General features: G+C 61.4%; 12 protein-coding genes. 2 read left to right on the top strand and 10 right to left on the bottom strand.

Going from position 1 to position 14,237, the window contains the following annotated elements:
- The first annotated feature begins 409 nt into the window (after positions 1 to 409).
- Entirely contained in the window at positions 410 to 1,039 is a 630-nt protein-coding gene (locus NSQ78_RS11375; RefSeq protein ID WP_306341171.1) for a cyclin-dependent kinase inhibitor 3 family protein, read from the top strand.
- 554 nt (positions 1,040 to 1,593) lie between these two features.
- On the opposite strand, the gene NSQ78_RS11370 is transcribed toward NSQ78_RS11375, so the two are convergent.
- From NSQ78_RS11370 to merT, 10 genes are all read right to left on the bottom strand, one after another.
- The gene (locus NSQ78_RS11370) at positions 1,594 to 2,028 is read right to left on the bottom strand and encodes a helix-turn-helix transcriptional regulator (RefSeq protein WP_223224795.1); all 435 of its coding nucleotides are present in this window, start codon (positions 2,026 to 2,028) and stop codon (positions 1,594 to 1,596) included.
- Positions 2,029 to 3,234: 1,206 nt separating this feature from the next.
- The gene (locus NSQ78_RS11365) at positions 3,235 to 3,495 is read right to left on the bottom strand and encodes a hypothetical protein (RefSeq protein ID WP_049401600.1); all 261 of its coding nucleotides are present in this window, start codon (positions 3,493 to 3,495) and stop codon (positions 3,235 to 3,237) included.
- Positions 3,496 to 3,753: 258 nt separating this feature from the next.
- Positions 3,754 to 6,720, bottom strand: a complete 2,967-nt coding sequence (locus NSQ78_RS11360; protein ID WP_339206120.1) for a Tn3-like element TnAs1 family transposase — start codon at positions 6,718 to 6,720, stop codon at positions 3,754 to 3,756.
- 3 nt (positions 6,721 to 6,723) lie between these two features.
- Positions 6,724 to 7,284: a recombinase family protein gene (locus NSQ78_RS11355; RefSeq protein WP_010921730.1), complete on the bottom strand. Its 561-nt coding sequence runs from the start codon at positions 7,282 to 7,284 to the stop codon at positions 6,724 to 6,726.
- 175 nt (positions 7,285 to 7,459) lie between these two features.
- Positions 7,460 to 8,449: a DUF3330 domain-containing protein gene (locus NSQ78_RS21845; protein ID WP_003132006.1), complete on the bottom strand. Its 990-nt coding sequence runs from the start codon at positions 8,447 to 8,449 to the stop codon at positions 7,460 to 7,462.
- The gene (merE, locus tag NSQ78_RS11340) at positions 8,446 to 8,682 is read right to left on the bottom strand and encodes a broad-spectrum mercury transporter MerE (RefSeq protein ID WP_003132004.1); all 237 of its coding nucleotides are present in this window, start codon (positions 8,680 to 8,682) and stop codon (positions 8,446 to 8,448) included. The genes NSQ78_RS21845 and merE overlap by 4 nt, the downstream gene beginning before the upstream one ends.
- Positions 8,679 to 9,044: a mercury resistance co-regulator MerD gene (merD, locus tag NSQ78_RS11335; RefSeq protein WP_000995360.1), complete on the bottom strand. Its 366-nt coding sequence runs from the start codon at positions 9,042 to 9,044 to the stop codon at positions 8,679 to 8,681. The genes merE and merD overlap by 4 nt, the downstream gene beginning before the upstream one ends.
- 17 nt (positions 9,045 to 9,061) lie before the next feature.
- Positions 9,062 to 10,747: a mercury(II) reductase gene (merA, locus tag NSQ78_RS11330; protein ID WP_339206115.1), complete on the bottom strand. Its 1,686-nt coding sequence runs from the start codon at positions 10,745 to 10,747 to the stop codon at positions 9,062 to 9,064.
- A gap of 71 nt (positions 10,748 to 10,818) precedes the next feature.
- Entirely contained in the window at positions 10,819 to 11,094 is a 276-nt protein-coding gene (gene merP / locus NSQ78_RS11325) for a mercury resistance system periplasmic binding protein MerP (protein WP_003131987.1), read from the bottom strand.
- Positions 11,095 to 11,106: 12 nt separating this feature from the next.
- Positions 11,107 to 11,457: a mercuric ion transporter MerT gene (merT, locus tag NSQ78_RS11320; protein ID WP_003131974.1), complete on the bottom strand. Its 351-nt coding sequence runs from the start codon at positions 11,455 to 11,457 to the stop codon at positions 11,107 to 11,109.
- Between the two features lie 71 nt (positions 11,458 to 11,528).
- Between merT and merR the strand changes: the two genes are divergently transcribed.
- Entirely contained in the window at positions 11,529 to 11,963 is a 435-nt protein-coding gene (merR, locus tag NSQ78_RS11315) for an Hg(II)-responsive transcriptional regulator (RefSeq protein ID WP_005413387.1), read from the top strand.
- Positions 11,964 to 14,237: the final 2,274 nt, after the last annotated feature.

The raw sequence follows: 14,237 nt of genomic DNA, 5'->3' as shown, positions 1-14,237 counted from the left end.
CGGAGATTTGTAGGACCAAGCCAGGGGCTCATACAGAGATCTTGCGGCAAGCCGAGAACATTCGACTGGTTCGCGATGGAGGACGCGCAGCGTCGCAAGCGTGTCAAGTGCCTGCGAGGCCAACCCCTCAGCAGCTACCGGCGAACTAGCCGTTCTTGAGCGCTCTAGCGCGCACCACGCGCACGCAAGAAAGGGACCTATTGAACGAACGAAATTGTCCAGTTCTGGCCAGGGCGCGATGAGGGTCGGTTGGCTAACGACATAGGCCACACAGCCCTCAAATCGCGATACCAGTTGTCAGGATATCAACCTGCCCACAGACTGTCTATCTGACTTTCCGATATTGACCCTTAGGTGTTCTCTCCAGTTCAACGATATCTGAACATCCGATATCCTAGCCGTGCAGCGAATGAGCGGGGAGCGCCCCGGCGCACGACGCAGAACGTTACCGCATGTTGGGAGAGCCGAAATGATGCGCACCAGCGCTAGCCACCCGTTACTGATTGCAGAGTTGCCTGTTGGAGCCCATGGAGGCGGCATAGGGGTGACATTTGCGCCAGGCAAGTACCAGGAAGTCGCCATGACTGGAGCATGGGCGAGAGACCTAGATGTGGACGTCTCGGCTATTCAGGACTGGGGTGCCACTCACCTAGTCACCTTGCTTGAGCCTTGGGAGCTCAAGGACCTTCGAATCGAGAGCTTACCGGCGATAGTGGCGGGGAAGGGCATCTCTTGGCATGGACTGCCAATCACTGATGGAGCCGCACCAGACGACAGACTCCTCAAAGATTGGCTACAGCTAAGTGCTGAGCTCGTCGCTGACATGCTGAGCGGTCAAAGGATCGTGGTCCACTGCAAGGGGGGGTTGGGACGCGCGGGAACGGTCGCTGCCATGCTTTTGCTGCAGTCTGGCGAGGCCAAGCGGGCATCGGATGCCATCCACATGGTGCGGCATGCCAGGCCAGGCGCAATCGAAACGATTGCTCAAGAGGAGTTCCTAGAGTACTGGGCGCAGAGCCTTCACCCGGGCGGAGCTTGACCACTCAGGTGCGCAGTCAGGAACTCAAGGACGAGTTGCCTGTGGATCCAGAACTCGAGGGCTTCTTAGGTCTGGATCCAGAAATCGACGGCGTCTCCATAGTGGATCTTCGCGAGGGTTCAGGGCACATCAAAAATTCGCTGCCTCGAAAGCTAAGAACCTTGCTGTCGCACGAATCAGGGTCTTGTGCTGGGGCCGGACCAGCGCTATCGCTGACTAAGGCAGGGCAACCTCCAGGGACTGTACTGCGACGGCGCGATCAATAGACATCTGTCAGATGTATCGCCACCACTATCGATCTAATGAATGCTGACTCAGCCGATGCGTGCTGCCTTAGGAGTTACGATCTGACTGCACTCGTGGCCGAGGCGAAACGCCACGACGTACAGGACCGTGGCATCCATCGGCATACCTGAGCCCATCCGAATGACGACCTTACGCTGACCGTGCGACAGTGATACTCCCAGTTCCCGCAGGACCTCAATGCGCTGCTGCAGCCCGTCGTAGATGTCTAGCTTGTCGACTTCTGAATACAGGTCTTGGCAGTCGCGATACTAACGGTAGTAGTCGACCAGTGCAGCAAACTCGCTCGCCGCCTCGCGCGACAGCTCGAAAGCCGGTTCGGACAGATCCATGTCGCACGAAACGATCAGGCTGGCCAGCTCGCGCCCAGCAGCAAGCGGGGACACCGCCAGGGGGATGTAGTCGCGCTCAAACTGCGCTTGCGCCGCCTGCAGTTCCTCGTCTGTCGGCAGCGAGAAAGGCTTGTTGAGTGCATCGATGTCATTGAAATCGAAGGCGCGCGCCAGTGCGCGACGGGTGTCGAAACTGGCCGAGTCACCCTGCTCAACCCGCTGAACTGTTCGCACGTTCAGGCCCGAGATCTCGGCCAATTGTTCTTGCGACCAATGACGCAACTGGCGGAACTGGCGAATGCAGGCGCCAACCTCAGCAGCGGTAAGCAGGCGAGGCGGGGTCTTGGTGGTCATAGAAGATAACTCCGGAGGGGTAGGGAGCCCAGATTAGGAGGGTGCCGAACTTGGAAACATGACAGTCGCCCGACAGGCCCCCGACACAGATCAACTGCCAGGACTTGCCCCAACGAGAAATCCGGGGCAACTGCTTATGCGCCCGTGATGTTCTCCCCGTGCCCCCAGAGGGGGGCGAGGCCCAACTGCCTAGTCACTCACCACAGACCCCACCCTAGACGCGCAGGCGATCCGGGACAGCTCTATGGCGAGGGCTGATGGGGGGTCAATGGCTCCAACTCTGGCAAAACACCCCCAAATTGATGATGCAGTGCATTCATCCATGCCAGAACTGGTTCGCCTGGCCACAGGTGCGCCAGATTCAGAAGGGTTAGCATGGCAAGCGCATTGCTGTTCATGGCCACCCCCGCCAGAAGCGCGCCCGGGTAGCCATTTAACTGCCTTGCCAAGGGGTGAATCCCGGCATGGAGATAGGAGTTCAAGCCGACATAAAGGCATTGTCTGGCTCTGCCCAACAACTGTGATGCTCCTCGGGGCCCAGAGGACTCAAGCTTTACGAGCATGTCCTGAACGCCAGGGAGCCTCTTTGCCGCTTGCTGACTCTCCAGAGTCAGGGGCGCAAGAAGCTTCTCGATGTCGGTGTCGGTAGCTGCATAACATGCCCAGGTTGCACGCACGAGGGCCTCATACTGGGGCCGGACCAGCGAGATTGCTGACTGGGGCAGAGTAGCGATCAGGGACTGTACTGCCACGGCGTGATCAAGGGACATCTGGCAAAGTGCCGCCACCGCCGTCGATCTTCGGTCACGTCCATGCTCTATCTCCATCCAAGCGGCTCGAATTTCACCCAAGAGCTCTAAGGAGCCCTCCAGCACAGACGCCCGATCCTGGTCAGCCGATTGAGGCACAAGTCATCCTAGAATCGTGATCTGCAGGCAAGAGTAACGGCTCGTCCATCGGGCAAAGCCCTCAGTTGGCCGGCTGGGCTGCAGCATCTGTTAGCCGGTAATCTCTGCATTGCATCATCCGTGCATCAGCAATTTCTGCGTTGCGTCAGTCGCAAGTCAAATTTTTCTGCAATGGACCGTCTTGCACTGAAATTTTATTCCTCAAAAGCTGAAATCTCTGCAATGGCACCCTAAGAATGTCTGCGATGAACAGCGTTCTGGTCCGCGCGCGATTGCTTCCTATATTGCAACCATACGCTCAGCCAGCCAACCGCCGGGATCCATGATCGCGCGAGCGGACGATCCCGGTCGCAAATGGCTGGCTGCCGTCACTCTCGTGGCTTTGAGCGATCAAGGGGAGCAGTCTGGCCCACGTGTCGAACAGAAGCCTTGGATCTTGGTGGATCAGAAGCGAAACCCGCAGCGCATCTTCCATCGCCTTGAGGTAGCCGCGGCGTATCTCAAGTGCGTTCTCGCAAGCATTGGGGCGACCAAGAATTTGTGTGATCGCGGAGGCCATAGCAGTCTGGACAGGAGGGGAGGGGAAGGCGATAGTCTGCAAACGTCTAGACGATCCCGCAATTAGCATCCTCAACGTTCTCCTCACTCGTGACCACCTCGTCGTCGCAGCGGATACCCTGGCAGAGGATGCTCTCACAGGGGCGTATTCCGCGGGGGCAAAGCTGCTGCTGATCCCTCAGCACAACGTAGTGCTTGCTGCGCGCGGGTCTACGCAATTCTTCCTGGGGGGCTCGCAGAATTCGGAAAAAATCGTACGCTAAGGTTTTCCGGGCATCCGTAGGGGCCGAAACTTCCCGTCTTCCAGTCTGCGGCTCTGCCGCCAGACGTAATCGCCGGTGAGGTTGATGTGCTCCCAGCCCAGCGGCGACAGGAATTGCAGCAGCTCGCCGTCCACCGGCTTGCCGGCCTCGACCAACCCCTGGGTGGCGCGCTCCAGGTACACCGTGTTCCACAGCACGATAGCCGCCGTCACCAGGTTGAGGCCGCTGGCCCGGTAGCGCTGCTGCTCGAAGCTCCGATCCCTGATTTCCCCAAGGCGGTTGAAGAACACCGCCCTGGCCAGCGAGTTGCGCGCCTCACCTTTGTTCAGGCCGGCATGCACGCGGCGGCGCAGCTCAACACTTTGCAGCCAGTCTAGGATGAACAGCGTGCGTTCGATCCGGCCCAGCTCGCGCAGGGCCACGGCCAGGCCGTTCTGGCGCGGATAGCTGCCGAGCTTGCGCAGCATCAGCGAGGCAGTGACGGTGCCCTGTTTGATCGAGCTGGCCAGGCGCAGGATGTCGTCCCAATGGGCGCGGACGTGCTTGATGTTCAGGGTGCCGCCGATCAGCGGCCGCAGCGTCGGGTAGGTCTGCACGCCCTGCGGCACGTACAGCTTGGTTTCGCCGAGGTCGCGGATGCGCGGCGCGAAACGGAAGCCCAGCAGGTGCATCAGGGCGAAGACGTGATCGGTGAAGCCGGCCGTGTCGGTGTAGTGCTCCTCGATCCGCATGTCGGACTCGTGGTACAGCAGGCCGTCGAGCACATAGGTGGAATCGCGCACGCCGACATTCACCACGCGGGTGCTGAACGGCGCGTACTGGTCGGAGATATGGGTGTAGAACAGCCGTCCCGGCTCACTGCCGTACTTCGGGTTGACGTGTCTGGTGCTCTCGCCCCGGCCGCCAGCCCGGAAACGCTGGCCATCGGAGGATGAGGTGGTGCCGTCGCCCCAGTGGGCGGCGAAGGCATGCTGGTACTGGTGGTTGACCAGCTCGGCCAGGGCCGCCGAATAGGTCTCGTCGCGGATGTGCCAGGCTTGCAGCCAGGACAGCTTGGCGTAGGTCAGACCGGGGCTCGACTCGGCCATCTTGGTCAGCCCGAGGTTGATCGCATCACCGAGGATCGCGGACAGCAGCAACGTCCGGTCTTTGGCCTCGGCCCCGTCCTTCAGGTGGGTGAAGTGGCGGCTGAAGCCCGTCCAGTCGTCCACGTCCATCAGCAGTTCGGTGATCTTGATGCGCGGCAGTAACTGACTGGTCTGGTCGATCAGCGCCTGCGCCCGATCCGGCACCGCCGCATCCAGCGGGGTGATCTTCAACCCGGACTCGGTGAGGATGGCATCGGGCAGCTCGTTGTCCTTGGCCAGGCGGGCGACAGTGGCCAACTGCTCGTCCAGCAGCTGCAAGCGCTCTTCCAGATACTGGTCGCTGTTCGGGTTGATCGCCAGCGGCAGGGCCTGTTCCCGCTTGAGCGCGGCGAACTTCTCGGCCGGCAGCAGGTAGTCGTCGAAGTCGCGGAACTGCCGCGAGCCCTTGACCCAGATGTCGCCGGAGCGCAGGGCGTTCTTCAGCTCGGACAGGGCGCAGATTTCGTAGAAGCGCCGGTCGAGGCCTTCCGGGGTGATCACCAGTGGCTTCCAGCGCGGCTTGATGAAGGCGGTGGGAGCATCGGCCGGCACCTTGCGCAGGTTGTCGGCGTTCATCTCGCGCAGCGTCTGCACGGCTGCCAGCACGCCCTGCGCGGCCGGGGCGGCGCGCAGCTCCAATACCTCCAGCAGAGCCGGCGTGTAGCGGCGCAGGGTGGCGAAGTTCTCGCCGACCAGGTGCAGGTGGTCGAAGCCCTCCGGCCGGGCCAGCAGCTCGGCTTCGCTGACGCTCTCGGTGAACTCGTCCCAGGGGATCACCGCCTCGATGGCGGCATAGGGGTCGCTGCCGGCTTCCTTGGCCTCCAGCAGCGCCTGGCCGATCTTGGAGTACAGGCGCACCTTGTCGTTGATCGCCTTGCCCTGCTTCTGGAACTGCTGCTGATGCTTGTGCTTCGCGCCGCTGAACAGCTTGACTAGGATGCGGTCGTGCAGATCCACCAGCTCATCAATCACGGTTGCAGTGCTCTCCAGCACCACGGCGGCCAGGGTCGCATAGCGCCGCTGCGGCTCGAACTTGCCGAGGTCTTTGGGCGTCATCTGCCCACCCTCGCGGGCCAGCTTGAGCAGGCGGTTCTGGTGGATGTGCCGGCCCAGGACTTCGGGCAAGTCCACCAGCTGAAATGTCTTCAGCCGCTCGATGTGCTCAAGCATGTGCCGAGAGTTGGGTTTCAGCGGTGCCTGGCGCAGCCAGGTCAACCAGGTGATGCTGCTGCCGGCCTTGAGCTTCAACAGCTCGTCCAGCTTGGCCCGATGCGAGTCCGTGAGCGGTTCAACCAGGGCGCGGTAGACCCGCCGATTGGCCCGTGCAATGGCCTCCGAGCAAGCCCGGTCGATCACGCTCAACGCCGGCAGGATGCGTCGCTTCTGCCGCAGGCTCTCCAGCGCCTGGCCGGCCAGCAGCAAGCCCTTGTCGGTCTGCTGGGCCAGTTCGGTCAGCTCGCGCACCAGGGCGCGGAAGTCGGACAGGCCGAACGGGGCCAGTTGAAGGTAGGTGCGCAGTTCCTGGGCGTGCTCGCGACGGGTCACATCGCGCTCGCCGTACTTCGTCCAACTCGCCGGATCGGTCTGGACTTGCTTGGCCACCCACAGGATGACCGGTTCGGGCAGCTCGCTGTCAGTGCCCAACGCATAGCCGGGGTAGCGCAGCAGGCAGAGTTGCACGGCGAAGCCGAGGCGGTTGGCGTCGCCGCGCCGCTGACGGATCAGCGACAGGTCGGAGTCGTTGAAGGTGTAGTAGCGGATCAGGTCATCCTGGCTTTCTGGCAACGCGAGCAGGGTGCCCCGCTCCGTGGCCGAGAGGATCAAGCGACGCGGCATGTGTCAGTCGTCCGTGCGGAGGTACTGGTAGAGGGTTTCCCGGCTGATGTTGAACTCGCGGGCAAGCTGCGCCTTGGGCTCGCCGGCCGTCGCTCGCTGCCGCAGGGTAGCAGCCTGCTCATCGGACAGGGCTTTCTTGCGGCCCCGGTACGCGCCACGCTGCTTGGCCAAGGTGATGCCCTCACGCTGCCGCTCGCGGATCAGGGCGCGCTCGAACTCAGCGAAGGCCCCCATCACCGACAGCATCAGGTTGGCCATCGGCGAGTCCTCGCCAGTGAACACCAGGCCCTCCTTCAGGAACTCGATGCGCACGCCGCGTTGAGTCAGCTTCTGTACCAAGCGACGCAGGTCATCGAGGTTGCGGGCCAGCCGGTCCATGCTGTGCACCACCACTGTATCGCCTTCGCGGACGAAGCTCAGCAGCGCTTCGAGCTGGGGGCGCTGGGTGTCCTTGCCCGATGCCTTGTCGGTGAACACCTTGCTCACCTGTGTCTGTTCCAGCTGGCGTTCCGGGTTCTGGTCGAAGCTGCTGACCCGGACGTAGCCGATGCGGTGCCCCTGCACGATGTCTCCTTGGTTGAAGGCGGCTTAAGTGCTCCTTCTGTTCCGTTGTGCCTCAAACCCCGTTTCTGTCAGGCTGAAATCTATGACCTTCGCAGGCATGTGTCAAAAAATGCGAAAGATGACTCTATTCTGACTAAGCGGCGCGGCCCTGCCTGACATCCAGTTAGGGTATGCCTCAATCTGACGGTAGCGAGTCGCAGGCGTTCGGATCGGCATCGGTTTCGTTCCCTGTCTTGGCACGCGCTTCGAAGCGTTGATAACACTCCAACCCGCAGAAGTGCTCGACGTATTCCGCGCCTTCCGGGGTGAAGGCGGCATCGAGCGGGATTTCCTTGCAGCACACGCAGCAACTGGTGGTGGTCGAGTCACTTGCATTCATGGTGGCACCCCTCCATTGACTGACGAAGACGGCGAATGCCGCCGCCGGCATTGGCTTCGCGAACAGGAAGCCTTGTCCTGTGTCGCAGTCCGCTTGTCGCAATAGATCAAGACTCGCCGATGTTTCCACGCCTTCAGCCACCACATCCATGCCCAGCCCGTGCGCAAGCTGAATCACGGTGTGCACGATGGTTTGGTCGCGGCGGTCGTTGGCGAGCCCGGCGACAAACGATTGGTCGATCTTGAGCGTGCTGATTGGGCAGCACTTCAGATGTTGCAGACAGGAATACCCCGTCCCGAAGTCATCGGCGGCGAAGCGCACACCGATCTGCCGCAAGGCGTCCAGGGCGGGGAAGATCGCCGGATCACCAAACGCGACCGATTCGGTCAGCTCGATTTCGAGATACTCGGCGGGCAACTCGGCATCAGCCAGCACGCCCTTTACCCACCCGTCGAAGTCCGGTCCCACTTGGCTCGCCGAAACATTGACGGCCAGCCGGAACGGTCGCCATGCCAGCATTCGCCAGTCACGCATCTGGCGGCAGGCTTCGCCCAGCACCCAAGCGCCGATTTCAGGCATCAGGCCGGACGATTCGACCACGGGCAGGAACTGGCCCGGTGGCAATAGTCCAAGCGTCGGATGACGCCAGCGCAACAGGGCTTCCGCGCCGACAATCCCACCACTGCGCAGATCGACGACGGGCTGGTAGTGCAGTTCAAGCTGCCCGCGCTCGACCGCTTGGGCCAGTTCCGGCGTCGTCCATCCATCCGGCCGGAAAGCGCTCATTCTCTTTCCCTGAATGCCCGCAACGCCCGCGACAGGGACAGAAGGAACAGGCCGGTCAAACCGAGCGCCGCGATGACCCAATGCTCGCCGAGGAAAGCACCGGCGGTTGTGCCGGCCAGCACGACAGCGAGGATGGGCAGGTGGCAGGGGCAAGTCAGCACAGCCAGTCCGCCCCACAGGTAGCCGGTGATCGGTTTGTGCGTCTCGGACGGCAAGCGCTCGGGGTTGTTCATGGCAGACTCTCCGCGTGCTGTGCCGGCTCGGTCGGCAGGGTGGCCAACTGCACTTCCAGATCGGCCAACGCTTCGCGCCGACGCTCGACGAACTGACGCAGCAGGGCAAGCTGCGCGGCCGCTTCGTCGCCGTCCGCCGCATCCAGCGCCCGGCACAGCCGCGCCAGCGCGTCGAGGCCGATGCCCGCCTCGAAGGCCGCCCGCACGAAGCACAGCCGTTGCAAGGCGGCGTCATCGAACAAGCCGTAGCCGCCTGGTGTGCACGCCACCGGGCGCAGCAATCCGCGCAGCAGGTAGTCGCGCACGATATGCACGCTCACCCCGGCATCAAGAGCCAGCCGGGACACCGTGTAGGCGTTCATTGAACACCTCCTTTTTCTCACCCGGCGCAGCAGGAAAGCTGCTTCACATCCTTGTTGAAGGTCTGCGCCGCGAGCTTCAACCCCTCGACCATCGTCAGGTAGGGGAACAACTGGTCGGCCAGTTCCTGCACCGTCATGCGGTTGCGAATGGCCAGAGCCGCCGTCTGGATCAGTTCACCCGCTTCCGGCGCGACCGCCTGTACGCCGATCAGCCGATGGCTGCCTTCCTCGATAACCAACTTGATGAAGCCGCGTGTGTCGAAGTTGGCGAGCGCACGCGGCACGTTGTCCAAGGTCAAGGTGCGGCTGTCGGTCTCGATCCCGTCGTGGTGGGCTTCCGCCTCGCTGTAGCCCACGGTCGCCACTTGCGGATCGGTGAACACCACGGCCGGCATTGCGGTCAGGTCGAGCGCCGCATCGCCGCCGGTCATGTTGATCGCGGCACGGGTGCCGGCCGCTGCCGCCACATAGACGAACTGCGGCTGGTCGGTGCAGTCGCCGGCCGCGTAGATGTTCGGGTTGCTCGTGCGCATGCCTTGGTCGATGACGATGGCACCTTGCGCATTGACAGTGACCCCCGCTGCGTCCAGCGCGAGGCTGCGCGTGTTCGGTGTCCGACCGGTGGCACCCAGCAGTTTGTCGGCGCGCAATTCACCGTGCGTGGTGGTCAGCACGAATTCACCGTCCATATGGGCGACCTGGCTGGCTTGCGTGTGCTCCAGCACCTCGATGCCCTCGGCACGGAAAGCGGCTGTCACCGCCTCGCCGATGGCCGGGTCTTCACGGAAGAACAAGGTATTGCGCGCCAGGACCGTGACCTTGCTGCCCAGCCGGGCAAAGGCTTGCGCCAGCTCCAGCGCCACCACCGACGAGCCGATTACGGCAAGGCGTTCGGGAATGGTGTCGCTCGCCAGGGCCTCGGTGGAAGTCCAGTAGGGTGACTCTTTCAAGCCCGAAATCGGCGGGACCGCCGGGCTGGCACCCGTGGCGACCAGGCAGCGGTCGAACATCACGACGCGCTCGCCACCCTCGTTCAAACGGACGGTAAGGCTCTGGTCGTCCTTGAAGCGCGCCTCACCGTGCACAACGGTGATGGCCGGATTACCGCCCAGGATGCCTTCGTACTTGGCGTGCCGCAGTTCGTCGACGCGGGCCTGCTGCTGGGCCAGCAGCTTACTGCGGTCAATCGTAGGCACAGTTGCCGCAATACCGCCATCGAACGGGCTTTCCCGGCGCAGATGGGCGATGTGGGCGGCGCGGATCATGATCTTGGACGGCACACAGCCGACATTGACGCAGGTGCCGCCGATGGTGCCGCGCTCGATCAGCGTGACCTGCGCGCCTTGCTCGACGGCCTTCAGCGCCGCCGCCATCGCGGCTCCACCGCTGCCAATGACCGCTACCTGCACCGGGGGCTCGTTGCCACTGTGCTTTTCGGCGGCGGCCATCCATCCCCGCACCTTGTCGAGCAGTCCGACGCGGTTGTCCGCCAGTGGCGCATCGGCTAGCGTTGCCTTGTAGCCCAGTCCGGCCACGGCGGCAGTCAGCGCGTCCGGCGATGTGCCCGGCACGATGGCGAGTTGCGCTGTGCCCTTCGGATAGGACACCAGCGCCGACTGCACGCCTGGCACTTTTTCCAGCGCTTCCTTGACGTGCGCCGCGCACGAGTCGCAAGTCATGCCGGTGATTTTTAGATGGGTCATGCAACAGATCCTTTATCGTTTGTGGCGCCAGACAATGACGTCCGTTGTGCTGCGGTGCCGTTTTCAGTGACTCACTGCTTGACGCTGGACGGATAGCCCGCGTCTGCGGTTGCCTTGGTCAGCTTCTGCACGCTGGTCTTGGCATCGTCGAAGGTGACGACCGCTTGGCGTGTCTCGAAAGTCACGTCAACTTTGCTGACGCCTTCGACCTTGGAAATCGCCTTCTTGACAGTGATCGGGCAGGCGGAGCAGGTCATGCCCGGTACGGACAGCGTGACGGTCTGGGTGGCGGCCCAGACGGGGGCAACAACGGCGGCGAGGGCGAGGGAGGCAAACAGTTTCTTCATGGTGAACTCCGATCAGTAGAAAAATGGCATGACGTAGGGAAATCCGAGCGCGACCAGAACCAGCGCGGCCACGATCCAGAAAATGAGCTTGTAAGTAGCTCGCACTTGGGGAATCGCGCAGACCTCACCCGGTTTGCAGGCCGCTGCCTGCCGGTAGATGCGCCGCCAGGCGAAGAACAACGCCACCAGCGCCACGCCGATAAAGATGGGGCGATAGGGTTCCAACACCGCCAAGTTGCCGATCCAAGCGCCGCTGAACCCCAAGGCGATCAGAACCAACGGCCCGAGGCAGCAAGCCGAGGCGAGGATGGCGGCAAGCCCTCCAGTGAAGAGCGCGCCGCGCCCGGTTTTTGGTTCAGACATGCGCTTGTCCTTTCGAATTGAAATTGGATAGCGTAACCTTACTTCCGTACTCATGTACGGAGTCAAGCGATATGGAAAACAATTTGGAGAACCTGACCATTGGCGTTTTCGCCAAGGCGGCCGGGGTCAATGTGGAGACCATCCGTTTCTATCAGCGCAAGGGCTTGTTGCTGGAGCCTGACAAGCCCTATGGCAGCATCCGCCGCTATGGCGAGGCGAATGTAACGCGGGTGCGCTTCGTGAAATCAGCCCAGCGGCTGGGCTTCAGCCTGGATGAGATCGCCGAGCTGCTGCGGCTGGAGGATGGCACCCATTGCGAGGAAGCCAGCAGTCTGGCCGAGCACAAGCTCAAGGACGTGCGCGAGAAAATGGCTGACCTGGCGCGCATGGAGGCCGTGCTGTCTGAGTTGGTGCGCGCCTGCCATGCGCGAAGGGGGAACGTTTCCTGCCCGCTGATCGCGTCACTACAGGGTGGAGCAAGCTTGGCAGGTTCGGCTATGCCTTAGCGTGCTTTATTTTCCGTTTTCTGAGACGACCCCTTAGAAAGCCTAGTCAAAGAGCTGTCACGAGAACACCGTTAGCTTAGCGTACGATTTTTTCCGAATTCTGCGGTTCCCCCTTCCTCCGCATCTACGAGCTTGCACTGCAGGCCAGCTTCCGCGCAGATTTCACAATAGAACAGCTATCTGCCGAGCTAGGGCTGGTGGTGGACCAACTCTGGCCGAACTTTGAGAAAGCGGTTAGCGAAGCGGGATTGCCGATCGAGCAACTCGGGACCGAGTTGGTGCTTGGTGGATGGTCGTTGAAGAACGGCCGGATGATGGCCACGGCGTATGCGAAGAGTGACAGCCGGCGCCCTTGCGTTGTCCAGCCGATCGGGGGGCAGATGGCGTCGCCGGGCGAACCGCTCCAGGCCGCGACCCCTAGCATGGCCCAGGTGGATCTGCTGGCCCATGCGCGTCTCCAGGTCAGCTACCTCAATGGGCAATTGGGCCGGAAAGTAGCAGGAGGTCGACTGCTAGTTGGGTTTCTGCAGAAGGGGCAAGCCCTGCTCAAGGATCTAGGAGAGATCTAGGTCGCGGGAGTCAAATACGCTAGGGGCTGAAATCGAAGTTCAGGTCTGGCCCTAAGGCAGAAGGCCAAAGCAGACCAAGGTCGTCCGTGGATTTGGGATGTTTATCGAGGGCAGGGTGGATGTCCGCTTCTGGCCGGAAGCGGACATTGGGCGGCGACCGGCCCGGTGATGGCATCCGCCTTCGACCCAAAGCGGGCATCGTTCTCGACACACCTGAGTTGATCCGTACTCCAAAGCCTGTTTCCGCTACCCCTTGTAGTGCTCGACGTAGAGCCCCAAAGCTGCCAACGACGCATACACGGCGGACCCAGCGTTGGTCGCGTACAAGGCAAAGGGAACCGGAGGATCGCAGGGAACTGTTGCGATGAACCACGGAGCTGAGCTCGTCAAGCTCGTCCTAGGTGATGTGAGGAATCCTAGCTCCCTACGCATACCTAGCGCCTCGCGGACGTACGCCTTGTTCCAGCCGCCAGTCTTGCACGAGACCCCAAGAAGTAACTCCGTAAATGCGGGATAGCGACGGGTCTTAATCGGACGATATACACCGACGTCAATCTCGTGACGGTCAGCCGCTTTGACCACCGTCGTGCCTTTCCAGCTATGGCTTAGTGTGGTGACCTGCACTGAAATCCTAATCTCGAGCTTCTCAGTAGACGTAGATCCACTGATGTAATCGTGATCCGGATGGTTTGCTTTGCATGGAGATCCTCCAAACGTCAGGACGCCTGCCATCTTGGGGGTACACGTGAGCTTGTAGCCCGCACTATCGATGATTCGCAGAAGCCTAAGCAGCACCCGAAGTTCGTAAGCCTTTCCTTGCGCGTAGGGAGACCCGCTCGCCTTAGCACGCGAAATGGCTGCTTTCACAGCGTTGAGGATTGCTAACTTACTGATCGTCACAGTCGCGGTCCTCGTGGCGCGTGTTCCTCGCGAGGGTCGTCCGGTGGCAGATATCGAGCGATATAGGCCTCAAGATCTGCCTGCTCGTGATCCGTCAAACGCTGGGGTGATACAGTTGGTAGATGTGACCGGATTGAGCGAACTCGGCGACCTTCTGGTGTCTCAACAGTGTAATGAACGTCCTCCAGTCCGGTGAGACCTTGGACCAGCTTCCCGATCTCACCCAAGGTTTGCGAGAGGGCGTCTTGGGTCGTCACAGGTCTAAAATCGAGAACCGCCGCAAGTGCGGCTGCAGCTTGTGCATTCGTGTCGTCCTCGTAATCAGACATCGCCTGAACAATCGCGGAGCGAAGCGATCTAACAATTTGTGGATCAAGCTCAGACGCAAGGGCTAGCGCCTTCCCTATCTCCCTAATTACCTCTTCACCACCTTGATCTTCTGCCATTCACAACTCCACAGCTGTAGACATTAACGGGCCGCGCGGGATGAACCGCCCGGATTCTCTAAATTCAATTGCCGAAGGTTGCCGTTGGCAATGTTCCTTAAGAGTAAGGCACAGTGCGGTTTGGTTCCATAAGCGGATCGCGCTGGCTGTATCCCGAAGTGTGCGATGACGCCGAAGCTGGATAGTGTCGCTGAATTGGACCATCAGGCACTTAGGTCTGAGCCCTGATACAGATTGATGATATGACTCCAAGTCGCGTACGGGCTGCGAAGAGCACCGGCTACTTTGGTCCGCTTCTGACCGAAAGCGGACATTCGTTTAACCAAGGGTGAAGGAAACTTTTAGGGCCAGGATGGACT

Origin of the sequence: Stenotrophomonas sp. FSL W7-1447 (assembly GCF_037966425.1) — a bacterium.
GTDB lineage: Bacteria > Pseudomonadota > Gammaproteobacteria > Xanthomonadales > Xanthomonadaceae > Stenotrophomonas > Stenotrophomonas pavanii.
Note: the sequence above shows the minus strand (reverse complement) of the source record. Positions and strands in the feature narration are given on the sequence as shown.